Source organism: Treponema bryantii (genome assembly GCF_036492245.1).
In the GTDB taxonomy this organism is placed as follows: Bacteria; Spirochaetota; Spirochaetia; order Treponematales; family Treponemataceae; genus Treponema_D; species Treponema_D bryantii_C.
Genome location: NZ_AP025286.1, coordinates 729,059 through 752,258 on the forward strand (window position 1 = coordinate 729,059; position 23,200 = coordinate 752,258).

Here is a 23,200-nt window from a genome sequence, read left to right on the forward strand (position 1 = left end):
GGGAACGCGTGTTGGAATGTGATTTTGTGCTAAACAAATCTAATCCAGAACCTTTAATAATTCTTCGAAATAATATTTGTCATCGATTTTTTTGTTGCCGCAGGTGTGGCCGAGGCGGCGGTCGCTGCGGGTTTTTTCACCATGAAAATCGCTGCCGGCGGTGATTATGAAGCCGATTTTGCGGCCGAGTTCTTCGAGGCGGAGGCATTCAGTTACTCGGGCACCGGGATGGAAGGCTTCGATGCCTACGACGCCTTTTTCGTAGCAGTCGGTGAGGAAATCGGGGAGGCGGCCCCAGGAAAGATAAAGGGACATCGGATGGGCTACGATGGGAACGCCGCCGCTTTCGCGGATTGCGACTATTGCTTCATCGAGGTTTGTGCAGATTCGGGGAACGTACCACTTGCGGCCGCGTGCGAGATATTGATCAAAGGCCTGCTGGCGGGTTTTTACTACTCCGTGTTTTACGAGTTCTGCGGCAAAATGAGGGCGACCGATTACAGTGCCCGGAAAATCTGTTTCGAGTTCTTCGAGTGTCAGCGGAACTCCGTCTTCGTTCATTTTTTCTATTATCTGTTTATTGCGGTCGAAGCGGTTTTTTATTACGTTTTCTACTATTATATTAAGAGATTTCGATGGTTCTTTAAGGCCGAGGCCTAAAAGGTGGAATTCTCCGGTTGGAAAGGTTATGTTAATTTCAATTCCGCCTACTACTGTTACACCAAGCTGTTTTCCTGCTTCCCGCGCTTCTGAAAGGCCGGCTGTGGTATCGTGATCGGTTATTGCAATTACCTTTATGTTTTTTTCTGCGGCTTTCTGGATTATCTGAGCGGGTGTGTACTGTCCGTCGGATGCTGTGGTGTGAACGTGTAAATCTATCATAAGATTATAATAGCATTTTTTTTGGATGTGTGATACAATTATATAATAGTAGGAACACTATATTTAAAAGGGGTTGTATAAAAGTATGCCAAAAGCAATGCAATATACAAAAGGGTCTATCATCTATTTCGAGGGAGACCACGACGAGCGTATTTTCATCATGCAGCAGGGAGCAGTTCTCTTAACGAGCACTGATATTGAATCTGGTCAGCCGGTTGCTGAACAGGTAAAAAGTGGTGAGTTTTTTGGTGTAAAATCTGCTCTTGGTCACTTCCGCCGCGAAGAAACTGCAACTGCTCTTGTTCCTACTGTAGCTGTTGCCCTTACAATCCAGGAATTTGAAATTCTTTTCAGCAATAACAAAGCTTTGATTATGAAAATGCTCCGCGTTTTCTCTAATCAGCTGCGTCAGATTCATAAAAAGACTGAATCAATCCTCAATAATATTCAGGAAGATCAGCAGACTGGTCTTCTTGCAGTTGCTAAGAGTTTTTATGATGAGGAACAGTTCCGTTCTGCCTGCGATGTTTACATGAAGTTCATGAAAAGATATCCGAACAGTCCGCAGATTGCAGAAGTTCAGAAAAAATATAATGATGCAAAACTCCGTGCTGATAAGCTTGCTGCGGTTAGCCGCGGTATTCCTGTTGATTACGATGATGATGGCGGAAATGCATCCCTTAAACTGTTCTCACTGCCGGCCTTTGAACGATTTGCCAAGACTTACGAGCCTGGGGAAGTCATTATTGCTGAGTATGAGCCGGGAGACTGCTTCTATCTGATTCAGAGTGGTCGTGTTCAACTTGTAAAGTGTGTTAATGGAAATAAAAAGAATCTTGACGTTCTGAAGCCAGGTGAATTCTTTGGTGAAATGGCTATTCTTGATAATTCAGCGCGTTCTGCTACCTGTATGGCTGCCGGAAAGGTAAAGTGTCTCGAGTTTAATAAAGAAAACTTTGAACTCTTGATTACCGGAAATCCTCAGATGGCACTTTTGCTGCTTAAACTCTTCTGTAAGCGTATTTACGACCAGAAGCGCCGCTTTAGAATTCTTGTAATTAAGGATTTGCAGGCACGCATTGCAGATGTATTCCTTTTGCTTGATGAAATGAATCCTGTAATGAATGAGGCAGAAAAGCAGCGCCGCTTTAATGTTACTATTTCTGATGTTGCACACTGGGCTGGCCTTAGTCCTGAGGTTACACGCGATGAAATTAATAAGTATGTAGAACGCCGCAAGGTTGAAGTTTATGATAATTATATGATTGTAAATAATATCAACGAAATGCGCCGAACTTATGACACCCGCGGTGGTGCCCGTGGAACAGGTCTTAACTAAATCTCACGAAAACTTTGCCGACTTAGCTCACCGGGTAGAGCAGCGCACTCGTAACGCGCAGGTAAACAGTTCGAGTCTGTTAGTCGGCTTCAAATATCTCAAAATTTAAAAAAGGATATCTTATTATGGCTCGAAAACTTCATAATATTCTTATTACAGGTGGCGCTGGGTTTATCGGTTCTAATTTTATTCACTATCTTTTTGGAATGTCTTCTGCAGAAGGAAATCTTTTTGATGATGCAAACTTTGATGGTACTGTAGTAAATGTAGACTGCCTTACTTATGCTGGAAATCCTGAAAGTCTTAAAGATATTGAAGACAAATTCGGTGGTAAACGCTATTTCTTTGAAAAGGTAGATATCTGCGACCGCCCTCAGATAGAGCGCATTTTTAAGCAGTATGATATTGATACTGTAATTCACTTTGCGGCAGAAAGCCACGTAGACCGTTCAATCCTCGGCCCTGAAGCTTTCATGAAAACAAATGTAATGGGAACTTTTACATTGCTTGATGTTGCAAGAAACTACTGGAAGAAAGAAGACGGAAGTCTCCGCGATGACGTACTCTTCCATCATATTTCTACAGACGAAGTATACGGTTCTCTCGGTGAAACAGGCTATTTCCGTGAGGATACTCCTTATGATCCACGCAGTCCATATTCTTCATCAAAGGCAAGTTCTGATCATGTTGTAATGGCTTATTTCCATACATACGGACTTCCAATCACTCTTTCTAACTGTACAAACAACTATGGTCCATATCAGTTCCCAGAAAAACTTCTTCCTTTGATGATCAGCAATATCCGCGACGGAAAGAACCTTCCTGTTTATGGTAAGGGAGACAATATCCGCGACTGGATTTATGTAGAAGACCACAACCGCGCTGTATGGCTCATTGTAAAAAAGGGCGTTACAGGTGAAAAATACAATATCGGCGGCGAAAACGAATGGCAGAATATCAAGCTGCTTCATAAGGTAATTGAGCTTACTGCAGCTGAAACCGGTAAAAAGGTTGAAGATGTAGAAAAGACAATCACTTATGTAAAGGACCGTCCAGGTCACGACAAGCGTTATGCAATCGACTGTACAAAAATCAAAACTCAGCTTGGCTGGGAGCGCAAGATGACTTTTGAAGAGGGCTTGCAGGAAACTGTAAAGTGGTATCTTAAGAACTCAGACTGGATTAACCACATTCTCAGCGGCGATTATAAGAACTGGATCAATAAAAACTATACTGAACAGGGCCGATAAGGAGCGAACGTATGAAAGGAATTATTTTAGCTGGGGGATCTGGCACTCGTTTATATCCAATTACTAAGGCTGTTTCTAAGCAGATTCTGCCACTTTATGATAAACCAATGATTTACTATCCGCTTTCATGCCTTATGCTGTCTGGAATCCGTGAGGTATTGATTATTTCAACACCACGTGACATCACCTGCTTTAAGGAACTTTTTGGTGATGGCGTATGGCTTGGAATGAAGTTTGAATATGCAGTTCAGGATAAGCCACGTGGACTTGCTGATGCATTTATCATCGGGCGTGAGTTTATAGGTAACGACAGTGTTGCTCTCGTACTCGGTGATAATATTTTCTATGGACAAGGCTTTGTTAAAAAACTTTTGGATGCTCGAAGTAGTGTGGAACAAGAAAGTCGTAGTGTAATTTTTGGTTATTATGTAAAAAATCCTCAGGATTATGGTGTTGTTGATTTTGATGATAATGGTAAAGTTCTAGGAATTGAGGAAAAACCACTAAATCCAAAATCAAATTACGCAGTTCCTGGTTTGTATTTTTATACAAATGATGTTGTTGATATTGCAGCAAATGTAAAGCCGAGCGCGCGAGGAGAAATAGAAATTACTTCAATTAATAATGAATATTTGAGCCGAGAAAAGCTTTCTGTGGAATTGCTAGGCCGTGGTATGGCTTGGCTTGATACAGGAACTTATGATAGTTTTCTTGATGCATGTAATTATATTTCTACAATTCAGAAACGTCAGGGGTTGTATGTCAGTTGTATAGAAGAAATTGCTTTCCGTAACAATTGGATAACAAAAACACAATTACTTGAACTTGCAAAAGGTTATAAAACTGATTACGGCCGATATTTGGAATATATTTCGGAGAATAAATAATTGCCATTTCAATTCAAACCTTGTTCACTTTCTAATGGAATAAAAATAAAAGACCTCTATGAAATTCAACCAAAAATTTTTGATGATTCACGTGGATATTTTCTTGAAACCTATAGTGAACGCGAATTTTTTGCAGCAGGTCTTACCATGAGATTTGTTCAGGATAATCAGTCTAAATCGACCAAAGGAGTTCTACGTGGACTTCATTTTCAGACTGAATATCCACAGGGTAAACTGATAAGAACAATTTCTGGAAGAGTTTATGATGTTGTGGTAGATTTACGAAAAGGTTCTCAAACCTTTGGAAAGTATTTTGGTGTTATTTTAGATTCAGAAAAACAGAATATGCTCTATATTCCACAGGGATTTGCTCATGGCTTTCTTGTTCTTTCTGATTTTGCTATTTCAAATTATAAATGTACAGACTTTTATAATCCAAAAAGTGAGGGCGGACTTATGTGGAATGACCCTGCAATTGGAATCGACTGGAAATCTGTTGCACCGGATATTGAACCTCTGCTGTCTGAAAAAGATGGAAAACATCCAGCTTTTAATCTGACTGGAAATTATTTTGATATTAATGGAAAATGGCTCGGTAATTAAGAAATTATAAAAAACTGTTATAAACCTAATTCTTATTGAATATAGGGGATTTCTATTATAAAATACGAGCGGGTTAGGGGATAAAAAAACGTATTTTAATAAATGGAGAGAGCTATGAATCACAAAGGCGTGTTAAAGTTGCTCGCAACCCTTTTCTGTTTTGGAATTGGTTTTTCTGTTCTTTCAATTTTTGCAAACTTTCTAGTAAATCCAGAAAATTATTTTATTCTCTTTTTTGCAGTTCTTGTAGTGGTATGCATTTTCTTTTTTAAAAGGGAAGATTATCTTAATTCTAAGAACAAAAAAACAGGATTTTTAAAGGTTCATGATCAGGAATTGATTATAGGTAAGGAATCTGACTTAAAAAAAGGAAAGAGTTTTTTCTTAAAGGTTAGTATTATTGCATTTTTAAACAAGTAATTCTGATTTTTTTTATAAAAAAATCAGAAAAATAATGTTTTCATACTTGACATAAATGCATATAAACTATAATATAACAACACTTAATGGAGCGATACCAAAGCGGTCGTACTGGGGCGGTCTTGAAAACCGTTGATCTTCACGGGTCCGGGGGTTCGAATCCCTCTCGCTCCGCTAAAATGGAAGCGTGGTAGAGCGGTAATACAACGGATTGCTAATCCGTCACTTCCGTAAGGGGTGGGCAGGTTCAACTCCTGTCGCTTCCGAGAAAGCAGTTCTACTGCACAACATGATGAATGAGATTGTAGCTCAGCTGGATTAGAGCATCACCCTGCGGAGGTGAGGGTCGCACGTTCGAATCGTGTCAGTCTCATACTAAAGCTCGTCAATTGGACGAGCTTTTTTATTTAACCAGTACAAATTTTAAATTGCTAATTAGAATCATAGTCAGCACTTGTTGCATATAAATCTAAAGCCTAAATGTGCATTTGAGATTAACTTAATAGTCATTACATTAGTTAATATCTTTGTATTAATTCTGTATATGTTGTATAGTTTTCTTTGAAGGAAAAAAATGTACGACTTTACAAAATCTCCAATAAGAATTCTGGATGAGAAGGTATTAGAATGTTTTGATCATTTGAACAACGATGTTTGCAAATTTCATGAAGAAAGAATGATAAAAAATGGCAATAACCCTTTACAGTGGAATATAGAAAGGCAACTTTTCAGCATGCCTAAAACAAATGGCAGTGAAATATATTGTTCTTATGCCTCATTGGATTATTTGTGGTGTTTTTGTTATACAATGTTTGCATATCAAGAATTAGCTAATGAGTATTTAGCTATTCATCCAGAAGGTGGAATGTTACCAATTGATTTTAAGCCCTATGGGTCTCATATTTTTTCGATGATGATACAATGTAATAAAATACTAAGTTATCAGTCAAAAAAGGTTGAGGATTTTTCTGAGATAGATTGGCCGAAAGATATGGTTAATCCATCTAATTTCACTTTTGATTTTGAAACAAATAAAATAATTGGACATGTAAATTCAATGTATGTGAGGGCTGCTACATTCTGGTTTTTACATGAAGCAGCTCATATTTATTTTGATCATGGGAAAACAATAGATATAACTCATAAGAAATTCAGAAATGATGAAGAAGAACGTTTATATATTGAAGAACAGCAGAATCTCCAAATTATAAATGAAGAAAAAGAAGCTGATACTTTAGCCATGGATTTAATGTTTAGAAGTCAAGATGTAGATAATTTCTTTCTACTGAATAATTTATATGGAGCTCTTCTTGCAGTTCTTTCATCCGCATTTGTTTGTAAGATTTCTGAAAATATAAAAGATCCAAAGCATCCTCTTTTACCAGACAGAGCTAGACTTCTTATTGAGAATGCCGTTTCTAAAGGGCTCCCTGAGAGTGATGCAGAATGTTTTTATCATTTATGTTCACAGGCATTTGCTATGTTTTTAAGTCAGAAAAATAGAGTTCTTGATTCATATGACGCAAAAGATTCTTCCAGGAATTATTTCAATAGGATGGAAGATATTCTTGATGAATATATAACAAAATAAAACATTTGAAATAATAGCAATTAGAGAAGAGAAAAAAGATAAATTTTATTAAATAATTGTATAATCCTGTAATTCAAAACTCTGAAAAATTTCAAAATCTTTTGGATTTGCTGTGATTATTGATGTGATGTTATTAGAAAGATAGCAGGAAGCCACTTGTAAAATCCTCTTTCCATGAATCATCCAAAAGAAAATCCTGAGCCCCGGCTTTTAGAGTTACTGTTCTGGAAAAATCAATGTCGTTCATGCTGTTTTTTTGTTTTAAAATGTTCATCTGCATAATCCTGCATTGCATTATGAATAAGTTCTGCAGTTTTACGCCCCTGCTTCTGCGCCTGAAGCTGATATTTTTCATATAATTGTGCTGCAACATATAAAGTTACAGGTTTAAGATTATATTGAGCATTCATATGTTTAAAATATGTATAAAATATATGTATGTCAAGAAAAATAATAATCCTATAGAACCAGTTAAATAGTAACTTTATGGTTGTTATTATTTTTGTTTAAATGACAGTAACTTGAAATATACTTATTGATAAGGTAATATATAGAAGATTGTGGAATGCTATTGCATAATGGTGAAAACCGGTAGCGAGGAAAAGTTCAGGGACTCTGCAACCCAATTGCTTTCAAAAGAGGGCGAAGGTTCGAAGTTCTTTTTTTTTTAAAAAGAGATGAAAGCTCGAAACGGAGCAACTTTTACAGAAGCTCTTTTTCCTGGCTATGTATTTATGGAAACCCAGACTCTTGAGCGCGCAACACTCGAGACCCTCAAGAAAGTAAATGGTTTCTATCATTTTCTGGCAGACAATTCAGCACCACATAAATTACAAGGCAGCGACCTTGCTTATTATTCCACCTTCAGAAGCAATGGTGAAGTAATGGGAATCTCCCGTGCCCGTTTTGATGAAAATCAGCGGATAAAAATTGTAGAAGGTCCTTTACTGGGCTTCGAAGGAAAAATCATACGAGTGAACAAACGCTGTCAGCGAGTCACCGTAGAAATAGATATTTTGGGAGGCAGCAAACGGGTAGACTTGTGCTACACAGATGCTCAATCTCTTTAATATCACCCACATCAACCACAAGCAGCTGTCAATGCCTGATAGAGGTGCAGCCATCCTTGCGGTTCGTATTCCCGTGCGCAGCGTTTTCTGTGAGGGGTATCTGCTGATTTTTTTTATTCAGTAAGCATGCCAATGGGGGTGGTGGGTAGATTTTTGAAATATTAGATTTACGGAGATTTACCGAGTGATAATAACCAGGCCTGAAAATCAGGATGTTGAACTCAAACAGAACTGGCAGGATGAATATCTCAAATGGATTTGCGCCTTTGCAAATACAAAGGGTGGCGTTCTGTATATTGGTGTTCATGATAAAGGCGAAGTTCTGGGGCTTAGTAATTATCATCAACTCAGTGAGGCAATACCACTCAAGATTCGTCAGACAATGGGGCTTCTTGTTGATATTCAGATCCTTTCGGCTGATGACGATGCTGCAAAAAAGTATCTTAAAATCTCTGTAGAAAAATATCCTTTTCCGGTAAGTTATCACGGAAAATATTATAAACGGGTAGGTTCAATAACTCTGGAAGTGATTGGTCTTGAACTGGATAAAATGATTCTTTCTGTGCAGGGAAGAACCTGGGATAGTGTACCGGTTCCGCATGTAAAGATTTCAGACCTTGATGAGCGTGCTTTTCAGATTTTTAAGAAGAGAGCCCTTTTTACTCACAGACTTACAGAAGAACAGCTTAATGTAAGCAATAAAGATTTAATCCATAATCTTCATGGCTTTGAAAATGATTATCTTACAAGAGCTGCAGTTCTGTCTTTTCATCCAGATCCAGAACAGTGGTTTACCGGGGCTTATGTAAAAATTGCCTATTTTCTGGATGAAGCAAATATTTTGTATCAGGATGAAGTTCACGGTTCCTTGCTTGAACAGGTTGAACGAACTATGGAAATCATCTACACAAAGTATATGAAGGCTCTGATTGATTATGACGGCATTGCAAGACGGGAAACTTACTTCTTTCCTCACGATGCATTCCGAGAGCTTTTGCTTAATGCCTTGATTCACAGAGATTACATGAATCCAACTCCTATCCAGATACAGATTTTTAAAGATAAAATTGATATCTGGAATATTGGCAAAATGCCTGATGATATAAAACTGGAAGACTTGTTTACAAAACACCGCTCTGAGCCGCGTAATCCGAATATTGCGAATGTTTTTTTCAGGTGCGGTTATATAGAAAGCTGGGGACGCGGATATTTTAAGATTCAGGAATTGTGTAAACAGGTAAATGCAAAGCTGCCGGTGCCGGAGAATCTTAGCGGGGGCATTTCGGTCGTCTGCAATGCAAGTGAACAGTATTTGAAGTTGGCGGAACAACTTGATGAGGGTGTTGGTGATGAACTGAGAACTAGGAAGAAAAGTTCACAGAAAACTAGGGAGAAAACTAGGGAGAAAACTAGGGAGAAAACTAGGGAGAAAACTAGGGAGAAAATTGTTCAAATTATAATCAATAATCCGAATGTAACTACATCAGAACTTGCCGAGCAATTGGAATTAACAGTTAAAGGTATAGAATGGCAGTTAAAACAACTTAAAGAACATAATATAATCCGTCGTGTCGGAGCAGACAAAGGCGGGTATTGGGAAATAATAAAATGAAAATCAACCCGATTAGAGGAAATATATGAAAATCAACAAAATTGCCGTAGCCGGTACTGGTTACGTAGGTCTTTCATTAGCAACATTACTTGCACAGCATAATGATGTTGTGGCTGTAGATGTTGTTCCAGAAAAAGTAGACCTTATAAACAATAAAAAGTCTCCAATTCAAGATAAAGAAATAGAAGACTTTCTTGCTACAAAACCTCTTAAACTTGTAGCAACAACTGATGGTCGTGCGGCTTACAAAGATGCAGATCTTGTCATCATTGCAACTCCAACAAATTACGACCCAAAATTAAATTTTTTCGATACAAAATATGTTGAGCAGGTAATCGAACTGGTGCTGGAAGTAAATCCAGATGCAATAATGATTATCAAATCAACAATTCCGGTTGGCTACACAAAATCAGTGCGTCAGAAATACAATACAAAGAATATTATTTTTGCACCGGAGTTCCTGCGCGAAAGCAAGGCACTTTACGATAATCTTTATCCAAGTCGTATAGTTGTAGGAACAGACTTGCAAGACCCACGTCTGGTAGATGCCGCACATACCTTTGCAGAGCTTTTACAGCAGGGCGCAATCAAACAGGATATTCCAACCCTATATATGGGCTTTACAGAAGCCGAAGCCGTAAAACTTTTTGCAAATACATATCTGGCCTTGCGTGTAAGCTATTTTAATGAACTCGACACTTATGCAGAAATTAAAGGCCTTGATACAGGCAGCATTATCAAGGGCGTTTCTCTGGACCCTCGTATAGGGGACTTTTATAATAACCCAAGCTTTGGTTATGGCGGATACTGCCTTCCAAAAGATACAAAGCAACTTCTTGCAAACTATAATGATGTACCACAGAATCTTATCAGTGCAATCGTTCAGTCAAATACAACTCGTAAAGATCACATTGCACAAATGATTATAGACAGAGAGCCAAAGAAAGTTGGTATTTACCGCCTTACAATGAAGTCAAACAGCGACAACTTCCGTGCCAGTGCAATCCAGGGCGTTATGAAGCGCATTAAAGCAAAGGGAATTGAAGTTGTGGTTTATGAACCAACGTTGCATGAAGATAATTTCTTTAATTCACGAGTCGAAAAAGATTTACAGAAGTTTAAGTCAGAATGCGATGTTATTATTGCAAATAGAAATGCTGAAGAATTAGCTGATGTGGCTGAGAAGATTTATACCCGTGATTTGATGGGTAGGGATTAATTTCAGAAGGTTTTATATGAATAAATCTGTAATAAAGAGGATGTTTCCCGATTGGCTTTTAAAATTTATCATTTATAAACCATGGATGAATGATGAAAAGTATTTAAAATACAAATTTAAAAAAACATTAGGCAGAGAATTAAATCTTGACTCTCCAAAATCATTTAATGAAAAGATACAGTGGTTAAAGATACATGATAGAAATCCTGATTATACAAGAATGGTTGATAAATATGAAGCTAAAAAGTATGTAGCTTCAATAATTGGTGAAGAATATATAATTCCAAATTATGGAGTATGGAATAAATTTGAGGATATTGATTTTAATTCTTTACCTGAGCAATTCGTATTAAAAACGACACATGACAGTGGTGGGGTTTCAATTTGCAGAGATAAAACATCTTTCGATTATAATAAAGCAAAAATACATTTGAAAAAATCATTAAAGAATAACTTTTATTATATGGGGAGAGAATGGCCTTATAAAGATGTAAAGCCAAGAATTTTAGCTGAAAAATATATGGAAGATTCTTCCTCTAAAGAATTAGTAGATTATAAGTTTTATTGTTTTGATGGAATTCCCAAATTTTTATATATATCAAAAGGACTTGAATATCATCCCACCGCTAGTATTAGTTTTGTAAATCTTAATTGGACTTTTGCTCCATATGAAAGAAGTGATTATAAAACTTTTGATGCATTGCCTGAGAGACCTTCGAAATTTGATGAAATGATTGAAATATGTAAAAAACTTTCAACTAATCATAAGTTCTTGAGAGTTGATTTGTATCAAATTAATAATCATATTTACTTTTCAGAGTTAACTTTTTCTCCTTGTAGTGGAATGATGCCTTTTAAAACATTAGAACAAGATTTAGAAATGGGTGACTTATTAAAAATATAAGAAAGGAATGTGAAAAATGGTGCATAGATCTTGGCTAGAAATAGATTTAAATCAAATAAAGAAAAACTATCAAATATATAAAACTCAACTCCCAACGAATACAAAAGTAATGGCAGTTGTAAAAGCTGATGCTTATGGACATGGAGATGTCAATATTGCTGAATGCATGCAACAATGTGGTATAGATTTATTTGCTGTTTCAAATATAGAGGAAGCTATACGACTTAGGCTAAATAATATCAAAGGAGAAATCCTTATTTTAGGATATACTCCAATATCATGTATAAATGATTTAATGAAGTATGATATTACCCAAGCCATTTTGTCAAATGAGTATTTTGAAGAAATTTTAAATTCAAATTTAGATATTACACACCTAAAATGTCAGTATGCAATTGATACAGGTATGAATCGTATTGGCTTGGATGCAGATGATTTATTAAATACAGAACAATCTATTCGATTTGTTGCTAAAAATTTAAATCTTACAGGTTTGTTTACACATTTATGTGTTGCAGATACTGATAATGAAAAATGTATTGCTTTTACAAAAGAGCAGATAAAGAAATTCGAAATAGTTGCCGATTCTGTTGCGGATTTAAAGTTGAAATATATTCATTGTCTTAATTCTGCAGGTGGTCTTTCTTATAATAATTGTAAATATAATTCGATAGTTAGATTAGGAATAATCTTATATGGATTAAAACCTGATTATTCAAATGTTTTACCAGATGGAATACACTCTGCATTATCATGGAAGTCTGTAATCTCAATGATAAAAGATGTTCATAAAGGTGAAACAATTGGTTATGGAAGAACCTTTATTGCGGAACAAGATATGAAAGTCGCAACAGTTCCTACTGGTTATGCAGATGGTTATAATAGATTACTTTCTAATAAAGGGCATGTTATTATAAATGGTAAAAATGCACCAATTTTAGGAAGAATTTGTATGGATCAATTTATGATTGATGTCTCGAATATTGAGAACTTGAAAATAGGAGATGAAATTGATTTATTAAATACAAATTATAATGCTGATGATATGGCACAAGAATTAAATACAATTGGTTATGAGATAATTTGTGATATTGGTAGAAGAGTCAGCAGGTTGTATAAGTAAGTAAGGTTTGTTTAAGGATAGGAAACAATGCGAGGACGAGATAGATTTAAAAAATATTCAAGTTTAATTTATTTTTTATGTTCTATAACTAGGCTTTTATCTAAAAAGACAAGACTGAGGATGTTTTTCAAATCAAGAAATATAACAGGTACACGAGGAATTGTAAAACGATATATTTTACTAAAAACTATTGCGAAAAATTGTGGCGATAATGTATGTATCATGGAAGGTGTATATTTACTGCATCCAGAAAATTTAAGTATAGGAAACAATGTAAGTATACATCCAATGTGTTATCTTGATGCTCAAGGTTCAATTAATATAGGTAATGATGTTTCAATTGCTGAAGGTTCAAGTTTGATATCATTTGAACATAATTATTCAGATAATACGATTCCCATAAAAGATCAGGACTTGTCTTTAGGTCCTATTTCAATAAGTTCTAATGTATGGATAGGGGCAAAAGCAACAGTACTATCAAATGTTACAGTTGGGAATGGTTCAATTATTGGGGCTGGTGCTGTTGTGACTAAGAACGTTGATGAAAATATAATTGTTGGTGGTGTTCCCGCTAAGAAAATAAAGGAAAGAATATGAAATTATTATTTGTTCATGATCATAAGTTCAGAAAGATTAATAACTCATTTTATTCGACTGGTGGTTTGAACGACGAAGTTCTTTCTAGATATACAAATATTTTTGATGAAGTAATAGTCTTTTCACGCGTAATAGAAGAGCAAAATGAAAGTAATAAATATTCAAAAATTACAAATAGCAAAGTTACTATAATAAACAGTCTAACAGCAACAAAGGATTTGATAAAAGAACTTGTAAAAAAAACTGATAAGGTAATAGTTCGAATGCCATGTTTTAATGGTATAAAATTTCTGCCGCTATGCAGAAAGCTTAATAGAAATTATTTGATTGAATTAGTTGCATGTCCTTGGGATTCATTCTGGAATTACGATTGGAGAGGAAAAGTAATTGCTCCGTTTATATATTTATTCAATAAAATAGAAGTTAGTAAAGCACCTAATGTTTTATATGTTACAGAAAAATTTTTACAGAGACGATACCCAAATAAGAATAATACGTTAGCATGTTCAGATGTTGTTCTTAAAAAAAATAGTGAAGAAGTATTGATTAATCGAAAAGAAATAATTGAGAAAAGTAAACCAATTATAAATTTGGGTACATTGGCTGCTATTGATGTTAAGTATAAAGGGCAAGATAGAGTTATAAAAGCAATGGGAGTGTTAGCCAAAAAGGGAATTTACAATTATAAATATTATCTTGCGGGAAATGGAGATAAAACTTATTTATTGAAACTTGCCCGAAAGTTACATATTGATAATAATATTATTTTTGATGGCGGTATTCCTCATGAACAAATTGATGATTGGTTTAAAAAAATAGATATATATATTCAGCCTAGTTTACAGGAAGGGTTACCTCGTTCTCTGGTAGAGGCAATGAGCAACGCCTTACCGTGTATTGGCTCAACTACAGGAGGAATCCCTGAATTATTAGATAATCAATTTATTTTTAGTAATCGAAATTCTGTAAAACAAATTAAAAAATTACTCTTAAAAATGACAAAAGGACAAATGTTAAGTCAAGCTGAACTTAATTTCCAGAATTCTAAAAAATATCAAATTGATATATTGGAACAAAAACGTAATAATTTTTATAATGAGTTCAAGAATCAATCTAAAGAATTGAGGTCTCACAAAAAATGAAAATAGCTTTTATATGCAATAAACTAACAGGTGGTGGAGCTGAAAGATTCACTGCGAACATTGCAAACAGATTTTCTCAGGATTCATCGAATTCCGTTTATGTAATTACAGGAACAAGAACGGAAGAAGACTATTCTTTGAATGACAATATCATAAGATTTGAGATTATTATTAAAAGACTGTATGAAGATTCAAAAAGCTTACTAAAACTCATACGAGAATATGGTATTAAAGTTGTAGTTGGAATTGATATATATCCTAATTTTGTTGTTTGTTTGATTAGCAAATTTACAAAGGCAAAATGTGTAATTAGTGAACGAAATGCCCCTAAACAAGTGAATATTTCAAAGAAAAGTAGATTTCTGAGATGGATCCTTTACAGATTTGCTGATGGTTATGTGTTCCAGACAAACGGAGCAAAAGAATTTTATTCAAAAAGCATTCAAAAAAGAAGTGTTGTTATTCACAATCCAATAAGAGAAAATCTTCCTTCAAAGACTAATGTAAATAATAAAGAAATTGTGGCGATTGGAAGATTAAATGTTCAAAAAAATTATCCAATGCTAATTAATGCATTTAATATAGTGCATAATAAGTATCCCAATTATAAACTTAGAATTTTTGGTGATGGAGAATTAAAAGAATCTCTTTTAAAACAAGTGAATAATTTACACTTAAATGAAAGTGTTGTCTTTGAAAATTTTACGTTAAATGTACATGAAGCAATCAAAGATTCTTCAATTTATGTTATGACAAGCGATTTTGAAGGAATGCCAAATTCTTTGATGGAAGCAATGGCAATGGGATTTCCTGTTGTTTCAACAGATTGTCCGAGCGGGGGACCTGGAGAACTTATTACTGATGGTGTTAATGGTATGCTTTGTAAGGTCGGAGATTATAAAGATTGTGCTGAAAAGATATGCTCAATTATAGAGAATTATGAAATTTCCGTAAATCTTGCGGAGAATGCTAAATCTATAATGCAAAGTCATAATACAAATATTATTATGACAGAATGGGAAAATTATTTGGAGTGATTTCTTGGAAATATTAATTCTTAATTCGATTGTTTTTTTTACTGGAATAAAACTCTTACAAAAATCAATAAAAAAGATTTTGAATGGTAACAGAAGTATATGTTTGATTACATTAATTCTTTTTGTAGTCGAGTATATCGTTCCACTTATTGTAGAAACTATATGGTATGTATTAAGAATTAAAGTAGATATGTTTCCACCATTAAGCTTAGCATTATGTGATAGAACAACAAGTTATATATATTTTTGTTTTGCAATGTGTATACAGCTCTATTTATATATATTTGGTACTAAAAGTAATATTAGTATTAATTTATTACAAACTCCTAAAATTTCTCGTGAATTGTTTTTTATTTTAAAATGCTTAAGATTTCTTCCTATCCTAGTTATTCTTTTGTCACCTTCGCCTTTGCTATATTTTAAATATTATGCACCTTTTACTCTCCATAAAGACATCGTAACAGAGAGTGCTGCTCAATTTCACAGCAGTTGGGTTTCTAGTTCTTGTACTATAGCTTTTTTATCAACAATGGCTATTCAATTTTTTAGACTAAAAAGTAATAAAAAACAGCTTATGGTACAATATTTTTCTGTTTTTCTATATTCTTTTATTAATGGAAAAAGAACAATATTAGCATTTTCTGTTCTAGGATTAATTGTTATTTCCGTATTACGAACAAAAAAAATCCAGTTGAAAAAGATTATTCTACCTCTAATTATGGTAATTGTTTTTTTTGCATTATATTCAATCTTAAGTGGTAAAGGTGAATATTATGGTAGCGCGGGAATGAATCTGTTAATGACATATATAATGTATTTTGATAGAGCTTTCGTTACTAAGATTGCAATTTTTGAGAAATTAAATCCAAATTTAGTACATATTTTAGATTATCCATTTCAAACAATTTTATTTAATCTTTTCTTCTGGATTCCTAGAAGTTTTTGGCCTGAAAAACCTTATCCATATGCTCTATATTTCACTTCAGGAGCTATTGGAAATAAAACTTTTTATATGGTACCCTGGAGATTTCAAACAGCTGTTTATGCGGAATGGATTTCCAATATAGGGATTGTTTTAGGTGTATTTCTTTATATTATTATTTATACTTGGTTTGTTAGAAAAACTGAGAAGAAAAAAAATTTATTAATATATTTTATAGGTTTGATATATTCCTGTTTCTTACAAATGTTTGAATATACAGGGACCCCGCAGTATTTTATAATATTGTGGTGTATTTTGATATTTTTAAGTTTATTTAAAAAGAAATATTTGGTTTATAACTCTATGGTAAAAATGAATGATTTATGAATTATTCAAATAAAATATATAATGCAACTAAATGGTCTGCAATAACAAACATTCTTAGTAAAATTACTCCACCAATAACAAATATGATACTTGCAAGACTTCTAACACCAGAAGCCTTTGGAGTCGTTGCAACAATTAATATGGTTATAACATTTGCAGATATTTTTGCAGATGCAGGGTTTCAGAAATATTTAGTACAACATAATTTTGATGATGAAGAATCGTTATATAAATCTGCAAATGTTGCATTCTGGACAAATTTTTCTATATCAATATTTTTGTGGTTAATTATATTTTTACTAAAAGATAATATTTCTGCTATGGTAGGTTCTGAAGGTTATGGCATTCATTTATCTGTTGCTGCTTTTTCAATTCCTCTAATTGCATTTTCAAGTATACAGCAAGCGATTTATAAGCGAAATTTTGATTTTAAAGGAATGTTTTTGCCAAAATTAATACGTTCTTTTGTACCTCTTGTAGTAACAGTTCCAATAGCATATTTTTATAGAAATTGTTGGGCTTTGATTATTGGTACATTGGCTGCAAACTTTTCTGATGCATTATTACTCACTATCCGTTCAAAATGGAAACCTAAGTTTTTTTATAAACTCAAATTGCTAAAAGAAATGTTCTCATTTAGTGCCTGGACTCTTCTTGAAACTCTTGCTATTTGGCTTACAACTAGTATTGATGTATTTATTATTGGAAGAGTTTTATCTCAATACTACCTTGGTTTATATAAAACATCTTTGACTACTGTTGAGCAAATAACCACATTAATAACAACTACAATCGTTCCAGTCCTTTTTGCAACATTATCAAGATTTCAAGATGATGATGAACAATTCAAAAAGATGTTTTATTCCTTTCAGCAAAAATGTGCGATTTTATTAGTGCCATTAAGTATTGGCATTTTTGTCTTTAAAGATCTGGTTACAGCGATTCTTCTAGGTCGTCAATGGGTGGAAGCCGCAACTTTTATAAGCCTTTTAGGAATTATCCAATTTGTAAGAATTCTGATTTGTTACTTTGCAAGTGAAGTTTATAGGTCAAAAGGACAGCCAAAAGTTTCTTTCTTAATTCAAGTTATTTATATTGTAATTTTAATTCCAGTTGTGTATTTCTCATCGCGAAAAGGATTTGAATGTCTATATCAAGTAAGAATTCTTACCTATATTTTGTTTGCAGGTATGCATTTACTTGTATTGAAATTTAGATTTAATTTTAAGATTTTTTCTATGGTGAAAACTATAATGTTCCCTTTGTTTGCAAGTTTAATTATGGGGGCTGTCGGCTATATCTTGTTATTGTGTAAAGATTCAATACTATTTCAGTTCTTATTTGTATTTATATGTATTCTTGTTTATTTTCTTTTGTGTTTATGTTTTAAGGATACAAGAGCCACATTAAAATCTTTTATTCCAAAACATAAATCCTTATTGAATGAGACTCAATCAATGGATAAAATGGATTAAACATAGGATTATGGTAATAAAAAATTATGAAAAACTATCATTACATTTCATTTTTAAGAATATTTTCAATGTTTGCAATTATTGCTGCTCATACAATAGCTACTCCTGTTATATATAATTCGGCTGATTATTCAGTTTTCTGGTTGAATATATCTGTTGTACTGGCAGAAATATGTAGGGGAGGGGTGTATATATTTATAGCTATTAGTGGTGCTTTATTTTTACAACCTGAAAAAGAACTTACGCTTTCTAAACTTTTTAAAAAGTATATATTACGTATTATTCTGGCTCTTTGTATTTTTGGAACACTTTTTGCACTTATGGAAATTGTGTTTACAGAGAAAAAAATTGCATTTCGTCAGATTCCAGAAGCCCTTTTGCGAATGATTCAAAATAAAAGCTGGGGACATTTGTGGTATCTGTATATGCTTGCAGGTCTTTATCTTATTACTCCTTTATTAAAGCGTTTTATTCAAACAGCAACAGATTTAGAAATAAGATATTCCATTGCTGTTATATTTGTATTCAACCTGATTTTTCCTTTGATTGAAAAGTACATAGGTTTAAAAATTGGATTTTATATTCCTTTTGTTGGTACTCCTATTTTATTTTATTTACTGGGATATGCACTACATTCAAAGATTATAAGAATTCCTAATTGGCTATCTATGGTCATGATTGGTTTTACAATTTTTATCTTCATTCTTGAATGTATACTCAATACTGAGATTAACATAACGGGAGTTTATTTTGAAGGTTTCTCAACTACAGCATTTTGCGGTTCATTGATACCAATCGCTTTTTATTCACTTGCTTTAAATTATTGTAAAGATGAAAGCAGACGTTTTGATAAATTTCTTTCTGAACTTTCTTTTGGCGTTTATATATTCCATGCTGTATTTATAAATTTCATATATAAAGTTTTGCATTTAACACCAACAACAATGTCTGTTCCTCTGATGTGGTTGATTGTATTTATTATAACAAGCGTATTATCGCTAATCACAACATATGTTTTGAGACTTATTCCTATTGTCAAAAAATATATATTATAAAAATATGCTTTGTAATGAGTAGTAAAAATGAAAAAACTTTTTTTAATAATTAATAACGATAAATTCTTCCTCTCTCATCGTAAACCAATTGCACTCGCTGCAAAAGAAGCTGGCTATGATGTCACCATAGTAGCCTCTTCAACTGGACTGGAATCACAAATTACAGAATTAGGCATAAAATATATCAATCTTCCGATGAATACAACAGGTATGAACCCAAAAGAAGAATTCAAAACCTATAAATTCTTGAAAAAGTTATATAAAAAAGAAAAGCCGGACATTATCCATCAGGTTGGCTTAAAACCAATTTTATGGGGAACAATTGCTGCTCGTCAATGTGGTATAAAAAATGTAGTAAATGCTGTAAGCGGAACCGGCTTTTTATTTTCCCCGGCCAAAAGAAACAGTATTGTTTCAAAAGGGATTTGTAAGGTTCTATCATTATATTCATCAAAAAAGAATTACAAGTATATTTTTCAGAATACTGATGATGAAAAAGAGTTTTTTAATACCGGAATTATTAAGCATGAACAGGTAACTTTTATCAAAGGTTCTGGTGTTGATTTAAATGATTTTAAATATGTCCCTGAATCAGAAAAAGATAATTTCAAAATAAAATGTGTGTTCACTGGGCGCATGGTAGAAGATAAAGGTGTTCTTGTAATCTTTGAAGCTGCAAAAATACTTAAAGAAAAGTATTCAGAAAAAATTGAATTTTGGCTTTGTGGTGATTTAGACACAAATCCAAAAGCTTTGAAAAAAGAACAGATTGAATCTGAATGTGATGGAACTTATGTAAAATGGCTCGGTTTCCAGAAGAATATTAAAGATATTTTAAGCCAGTGTCACATTATGATTTTCCCTTCTTTCTATATGGAAGGTTTGCCAAAGTCAGTAATTGATGCAGAAGCAGTTGGACTACCTTTAATTACAACTGATTGGGTTGGCTGTCGGGATACTGTCATTGACGGTGAAAATGGATTCTTGATTCCAATAAAAGATGCAAATTCTTTGGCTGAAAAGATAGGAGTTCTTGTTGATGATTCAGATCTTCGTCAGCGAATGGGAAAATCAGCTCGAGAATACGCTGAAAAGTATTTTAGCATAGAAAATGTTGTAAATAAACATCTTGAAATATATAACGAGTTGATTAATAGAGGTTAATTATGTCAAAGGTTTTATTAAATAACAAAACTGTACTTGTAACAGGTGCTGCTGGTTTTATAGGTAGTTACTTGTGTAAAAAACTTCTTGAATCTGTAAATGATGTAAAAATTATAGGTCTCGATTCTATTACAGATTACTATGATGTTTCTCTAAAAGAAGAACGCCTTAAGATGTTAAAAAGTCTTAATAAAGATTTTACTTTTATCAAAGGCGATATCTCAGACAGAAAAACTGTTGATTCAGTTTTTGCAGAATATAAACCTTCTGTTGTTGTAAACCTTGCAGCTCAGGCGGGTGTTCGCTATTCAATTACAAATCCAGAAGCTTACATTCAGTCTAACATGATTGGTTTCTTCAATATTCTTGAAGCTTGTCGTGCTAATCCTGTTGAGCATCTTGTTTATGCGTCTAGTTCAAGTGTTTATGGTTCAAACAAAAAAGTTCCATATTCTACAGAAGACAAAGTTGATAATCCTGTTTCTTTGTATGCTGCAACAAAAAAATCAAACGAACTTTTTGCACATGCATATTCAAAACTTTATAAGATTCCTTCAACTGGCCTTCGTTTCTTTACTGTTTACGGACCAATGGGCCGTCCTGATATGGCATATTTTAAGTTCACAAATAAACTTGTAAAAGGCGAGCCAATCCAGATTTACAACATGGGTGATATGTACCGTGACTTTACTTATGTTGATGATATTGTTACAGGTATTGTAAACGTAATGCAAAAAACTCCAGAAGAAACTGAAGATGGAGCTCCATACAAAGTTTATAATATTGGAAATAACAAACCATCAAGTTTGATGAACTTTGTAGAAATCCTCGAAAACTGCTTAACAAAGGAAGGAATCATTTCTGAGCCAGGTAAAAAAGAACTGTTGCCAATGCAGTCTGGCGATGTGTATCAGACATATGCCGACGTAACTGAACTCGAGCGGGATTTCGGTTTTAAGCCAAGTACTTCTTTGGAAGATGGTTTAAGTAAGTTTGCGGCTTGGTATAAAACTTATTACAAAAAATAATTAGTTATTTTGGATTTACCCGGTTGTAAATTTGATTTTTCTGACTTTTAATATAAAAAATATTGATCTGTAAAAAAGAGTATATGTAAATGATATTTAAAAAGGACAATGATGTATGGAAAATGTGAAGTTAATTCATAATGATGAATATTATCTTAAAGGTATAGCATATTCTTTTTTCTTTCATAGTAGTGATTTGGAAAAAGTAAATAATTATTTTGAAGAACTTTCGCATGACTATAATCAAGCATTTTTTGTAAGAAATGAATCTGCATATACATTAATTGATTACAGAATTCCATTGAATGCAGAAACAAGAATATTTAGATATGGATATGTTTGTGATGTAAGTGAAAATATTTATTCAATTGAAATGAATATTATACAGATAAGTGAAGAATACTTTATAGCTTTAATGATTTTTTATACAAGTGAACAATTTCAAAAAAAAATTAAAGCATTAACAAATTCAAATATATTTGAAGAGGTAAATAAAAAAAATTTAAAATACTTAAAATCTTATTTGCAGCATATAGAAATAAATTTTATAAAGGAAAAGGGAGCAATTTCTTTTAACAGGTTGAGAAAGTTTGAAAAAGATTTAAAGAATGAAGTATTAGGGATACTAAGCAGGTTTTCACTTTATTCTATTGAAAATAGCATATTTACAGATATTTATACTCTCAAAATGAAAAGTATAAAAGCTGAAAAAGAATTCTTAAAAGGTGTAGAGGCTTATTCTGATTATCAGTGTAAGAATAGAATTAATAAAGAAGATTGCTGTATTGTAACTTCGCTGTATGATTTAAGTCTTAATAAAATCTTAGTACCTCAAAGAATTGAGCAGTCCGAAAAGTATAAGTTTTGTAAATCATATTTTTCAATTATACAGAATAGTCTTTTATTTATATCATTTTTATCTTTTATTGTGAAATCAAGACAATACATAGATTCTGTTTCTATAAATCATAAAAAGGATATTGATTATAAAGATACAATTATACAACTTGATAAATACAAATCTTTATTCATGCATTTAAAAAATTTACGAATCATAAAGGAAAACGAATATTTTAAACTTAATAATACCAATATTTCATTTATAGAAGATTTGAACGACCTTCTGACAAAGATTTCAAATAAACAACAATCTCTTGAGTTATATTTTTCAAGAAGTAATTTAAAAACGGTTGAAAAAGTGAACAAACGGCTTTTGGTATTTTCAGCATTATCACTTTTAGTTGCTGTTGCAGGAGTTCTTGTTTCCTATTTTAATTTACATTACAAAAATGCAAATGAAGAAAAAGAAAGAATTATAATTATTAAAGAATAAAATAATAAAACTTATAAAATTCCCCGTTGAGGGGGTAGCGAAAGACACCGCAGGCGGAGCCGAGGAGGCTGGAGCGAGGGGGAGGCTTCCCCCGCTTTTCTGATATTTGATGACAATTCTGGTGAAGTGATTTATAATTAAGGAAAACTATAGAAGAAAG

The 23,200-nt window shown here is 33.3% G+C and carries 23 protein-coding genes and 4 tRNA genes; 24 read left to right on the forward strand and 3 right to left on the reverse strand.

Features of this window, described 5'->3' with window-relative positions; translation table 11 throughout:
- Positions 1-39: 39 nt before the first annotated feature.
- Positions 40-882 carry a PHP domain-containing protein gene (locus AABJ44_RS03535; protein ID WP_338370484.1) on the reverse strand — a complete coding sequence of 281 codons (843 nt, stop codon included), beginning with the start codon at positions 880-882 and terminating at the stop codon, positions 40-42.
- Positions 883-967: 85 nt separating this feature from the next.
- On the opposite strand from AABJ44_RS03535, the gene AABJ44_RS03540 reads away from it, so the two are divergent.
- The 10 genes from AABJ44_RS03540 to AABJ44_RS03585 all read left to right on the forward strand — a co-directional run bounded on the left by AABJ44_RS03540 (position 968) and on the right by AABJ44_RS03585 (position 6,972).
- Positions 968-2,221 (forward strand): Crp/Fnr family transcriptional regulator, encoded by a 1,254-nt coding sequence (locus AABJ44_RS03540; protein ID WP_338370486.1) that lies wholly within the window; start codon positions 968-970, stop codon positions 2,219-2,221.
- 16 nt (positions 2,222-2,237) lie between these two features.
- Positions 2,238-2,310 (forward strand) — tRNA-Thr (locus tag AABJ44_RS03545).
- 36 nt (positions 2,311-2,346) lie between these two features.
- Positions 2,347-3,471, forward strand: a complete 1,125-nt coding sequence (gene rfbB / locus AABJ44_RS03550) for a dTDP-glucose 4,6-dehydratase (protein ID WP_338370488.1) — start codon at positions 2,347-2,349, stop codon at positions 3,469-3,471.
- Between the two features lie 11 nt (positions 3,472-3,482).
- On the forward strand, positions 3,483-4,358 hold the full coding sequence (rfbA, locus tag AABJ44_RS03555) for a glucose-1-phosphate thymidylyltransferase RfbA (RefSeq protein ID WP_338370489.1): 876 nt from the start codon (positions 3,483-3,485) through the stop codon (positions 4,356-4,358).
- Entirely contained in the window at positions 4,359-4,961 is a 603-nt protein-coding gene (rfbC, locus tag AABJ44_RS03560) for a dTDP-4-dehydrorhamnose 3,5-epimerase (RefSeq protein ID WP_338370491.1), read from the forward strand.
- A 114-nt stretch (positions 4,962-5,075) separates the two neighbouring features.
- Positions 5,076-5,381 carry a hypothetical protein gene (locus AABJ44_RS03565; RefSeq protein WP_338370492.1) on the forward strand — a complete coding sequence of 102 codons (306 nt, stop codon included), beginning with the start codon at positions 5,076-5,078 and terminating at the stop codon, positions 5,379-5,381.
- Between the two features lie 88 nt (positions 5,382-5,469).
- Positions 5,470-5,555, forward strand: a tRNA-Ser gene (locus AABJ44_RS03570).
- A 7-nt stretch (positions 5,556-5,562) separates the two neighbouring features.
- Positions 5,563-5,647: transfer RNA gene (locus AABJ44_RS03575), tRNA-Ser, on the forward strand.
- Positions 5,648-5,679: 32 nt separating this feature from the next.
- Positions 5,680-5,754 (forward strand) — tRNA-Arg (locus tag AABJ44_RS03580).
- Between the two features lie 201 nt (positions 5,755-5,955).
- On the forward strand, positions 5,956-6,972 hold the full coding sequence (locus AABJ44_RS03585; protein WP_338370494.1) for a hypothetical protein: 1,017 nt from the start codon (positions 5,956-5,958) through the stop codon (positions 6,970-6,972).
- Between the two features lie 48 nt (positions 6,973-7,020).
- Here the strand turns inward: AABJ44_RS03585 and AABJ44_RS03590 are convergent, their stop codons facing one another.
- Both AABJ44_RS03590 and AABJ44_RS03595 read right to left on the reverse strand, forming a co-directional pair.
- Entirely contained in the window at positions 7,021-7,155 is a 135-nt protein-coding gene (locus AABJ44_RS03590; RefSeq protein ID WP_338370495.1) for a hypothetical protein, read from the reverse strand.
- A 50-nt stretch (positions 7,156-7,205) separates the two neighbouring features.
- Positions 7,206-7,382 (reverse strand): hypothetical protein, encoded by a 177-nt coding sequence (locus tag AABJ44_RS03595; RefSeq protein WP_338370497.1) that lies wholly within the window; start codon positions 7,380-7,382, stop codon positions 7,206-7,208.
- A gap of 267 nt (positions 7,383-7,649) precedes the next feature.
- On the opposite strand from AABJ44_RS03595, the gene AABJ44_RS03600 reads away from it, so the two are divergent.
- The 14 genes from AABJ44_RS03600 (at position 7,650) to AABJ44_RS03665 (ending at position 23,040) form a co-directional block, all read left to right on the forward strand.
- Positions 7,650-8,042 (forward strand): transcription termination/antitermination NusG family protein, encoded by a 393-nt coding sequence (locus AABJ44_RS03600; RefSeq protein ID WP_338370498.1) that lies wholly within the window; start codon positions 7,650-7,652, stop codon positions 8,040-8,042.
- Between the two features lie 184 nt (positions 8,043-8,226).
- Complete coding sequence (locus AABJ44_RS03605; protein ID WP_338370499.1) at positions 8,227-9,654, forward strand: ATP-binding protein; 1,428 nt, start codon at positions 8,227-8,229, stop codon at positions 9,652-9,654.
- A gap of 25 nt (positions 9,655-9,679) precedes the next feature.
- Entirely contained in the window at positions 9,680-10,873 is a 1,194-nt protein-coding gene (locus tag AABJ44_RS03610; RefSeq protein WP_338370501.1) for a nucleotide sugar dehydrogenase, read from the forward strand.
- Positions 10,874-10,889: 16 nt separating this feature from the next.
- On the forward strand, positions 10,890-11,777 hold the full coding sequence (locus AABJ44_RS03615) for an ATP-grasp fold amidoligase family protein (RefSeq protein WP_338370502.1): 888 nt from the start codon (positions 10,890-10,892) through the stop codon (positions 11,775-11,777).
- Between the two features lie 16 nt (positions 11,778-11,793).
- Positions 11,794-12,900, forward strand: coding sequence for an alanine racemase (alr, locus tag AABJ44_RS03620; protein WP_338370504.1), 1,107 nt, complete (start codon positions 11,794-11,796; stop codon positions 12,898-12,900).
- A gap of 27 nt (positions 12,901-12,927) precedes the next feature.
- Positions 12,928-13,497 carry an acyltransferase gene (locus AABJ44_RS03625; RefSeq protein WP_338370505.1) on the forward strand — a complete coding sequence of 190 codons (570 nt, stop codon included), beginning with the start codon at positions 12,928-12,930 and terminating at the stop codon, positions 13,495-13,497.
- Positions 13,494-14,639, forward strand: a complete 1,146-nt coding sequence (locus AABJ44_RS03630) for a glycosyltransferase (protein ID WP_338370507.1) — start codon at positions 13,494-13,496, stop codon at positions 14,637-14,639. The genes AABJ44_RS03625 and AABJ44_RS03630 overlap by 4 nt, the downstream gene beginning before the upstream one ends.
- Positions 14,636-15,676 (forward strand): glycosyltransferase, encoded by a 1,041-nt coding sequence (locus AABJ44_RS03635; RefSeq protein WP_338370508.1) that lies wholly within the window; start codon positions 14,636-14,638, stop codon positions 15,674-15,676. Before AABJ44_RS03630 ends, AABJ44_RS03635 begins: the two co-directional genes overlap by 4 nt.
- Before the next feature lie 4 nt (positions 15,677-15,680).
- Positions 15,681-16,985, forward strand: coding sequence for an O-antigen polymerase (locus tag AABJ44_RS03640; protein WP_338370509.1), 1,305 nt, complete (start codon positions 15,681-15,683; stop codon positions 16,983-16,985).
- Positions 16,982-18,460 carry a lipopolysaccharide biosynthesis protein gene (locus AABJ44_RS03645; RefSeq protein ID WP_338370511.1) on the forward strand — a complete coding sequence of 493 codons (1,479 nt, stop codon included), beginning with the start codon at positions 16,982-16,984 and terminating at the stop codon, positions 18,458-18,460. Before AABJ44_RS03640 ends, AABJ44_RS03645 begins: the two co-directional genes overlap by 4 nt.
- 26 nt (positions 18,461-18,486) lie before the next feature.
- A complete protein-coding gene (locus AABJ44_RS03650; protein WP_338370512.1) occupies positions 18,487-19,515 on the forward strand; it encodes an acyltransferase in 1,029 nt (342 codons plus the stop codon).
- A 27-nt stretch (positions 19,516-19,542) separates the two neighbouring features.
- Complete coding sequence (locus tag AABJ44_RS03655) at positions 19,543-20,679, forward strand: glycosyltransferase family 4 protein (protein ID WP_338370513.1); 1,137 nt, start codon at positions 19,543-19,545, stop codon at positions 20,677-20,679.
- Positions 20,680-20,681: 2 nt separating this feature from the next.
- On the forward strand, positions 20,682-21,707 hold the full coding sequence (locus AABJ44_RS03660; RefSeq protein WP_338370515.1) for a GDP-mannose 4,6-dehydratase: 1,026 nt from the start codon (positions 20,682-20,684) through the stop codon (positions 21,705-21,707).
- 115 nt (positions 21,708-21,822) lie between these two features.
- Positions 21,823-23,040 carry a hypothetical protein gene (locus AABJ44_RS03665; RefSeq protein WP_338370517.1) on the forward strand — a complete coding sequence of 406 codons (1,218 nt, stop codon included), beginning with the start codon at positions 21,823-21,825 and terminating at the stop codon, positions 23,038-23,040.
- Positions 23,041-23,200 lie beyond the last annotated feature (160 nt).

Coding starts and splice junctions, on each gene's coding strand:
- AABJ44_RS03625 (WP_338370505.1), top strand. CDS start 12,928: ATGCGAGGACGAGATAGATTTAAAAAATATTCAAGTTTAATTTATTTT.
- AABJ44_RS03655 (WP_338370513.1), top strand. CDS start 19,543: ATGAAAAAACTTTTTTTAATAATTAATAACGATAAATTCTTCCTCTCT.
- AABJ44_RS03635 (WP_338370508.1), top strand. CDS start 14,636: ATGAAAATAGCTTTTATATGCAATAAACTAACAGGTGGTGGAGCTGAA.
- AABJ44_RS03540 (WP_338370486.1), top strand. CDS start 968: ATGCCAAAAGCAATGCAATATACAAAAGGGTCTATCATCTATTTCGAG.
- AABJ44_RS03590 (WP_338370495.1), bottom strand. CDS start 7,155: ATGATTCATGGAAAGAGGATTTTACAAGTGGCTTCCTGCTATCTTTCT.
- AABJ44_RS03650 (WP_338370512.1), top strand. CDS start 18,487: ATGAAAAACTATCATTACATTTCATTTTTAAGAATATTTTCAATGTTT.
- AABJ44_RS03615 (WP_338370502.1), top strand. CDS start 10,890: ATGAATAAATCTGTAATAAAGAGGATGTTTCCCGATTGGCTTTTAAAA.
- AABJ44_RS03565 (WP_338370492.1), top strand. CDS start 5,076: ATGAATCACAAAGGCGTGTTAAAGTTGCTCGCAACCCTTTTCTGTTTT.
- rfbA (WP_338370489.1), top strand. CDS start 3,483: ATGAAAGGAATTATTTTAGCTGGGGGATCTGGCACTCGTTTATATCCA.
- AABJ44_RS03630 (WP_338370507.1), top strand. CDS start 13,494: ATGAAATTATTATTTGTTCATGATCATAAGTTCAGAAAGATTAATAAC.
- alr (WP_338370504.1), top strand. CDS start 11,794: ATGGTGCATAGATCTTGGCTAGAAATAGATTTAAATCAAATAAAGAAA.
- AABJ44_RS03585 (WP_338370494.1), top strand. CDS start 5,956: ATGTACGACTTTACAAAATCTCCAATAAGAATTCTGGATGAGAAGGTA.
- AABJ44_RS03660 (WP_338370515.1), top strand. CDS start 20,682: ATGTCAAAGGTTTTATTAAATAACAAAACTGTACTTGTAACAGGTGCT.
- AABJ44_RS03535 (WP_338370484.1), bottom strand. CDS start 882: ATGATAGATTTACACGTTCACACCACAGCATCCGACGGACAGTACACA.
- AABJ44_RS03645 (WP_338370511.1), top strand. CDS start 16,982: ATGAATTATTCAAATAAAATATATAATGCAACTAAATGGTCTGCAATA.
- AABJ44_RS03665 (WP_338370517.1), top strand. CDS start 21,823: ATGGAAAATGTGAAGTTAATTCATAATGATGAATATTATCTTAAAGGT.
- AABJ44_RS03595 (WP_338370497.1), bottom strand. CDS start 7,382: ATGAATGCTCAATATAATCTTAAACCTGTAACTTTATATGTTGCAGCA.
- AABJ44_RS03610 (WP_338370501.1), top strand. CDS start 9,680: ATGAAAATCAACAAAATTGCCGTAGCCGGTACTGGTTACGTAGGTCTT.
- AABJ44_RS03600 (WP_338370498.1), top strand. CDS start 7,650: ATGAAAGCTCGAAACGGAGCAACTTTTACAGAAGCTCTTTTTCCTGGC.
- rfbB (WP_338370488.1), top strand. CDS start 2,347: ATGGCTCGAAAACTTCATAATATTCTTATTACAGGTGGCGCTGGGTTT.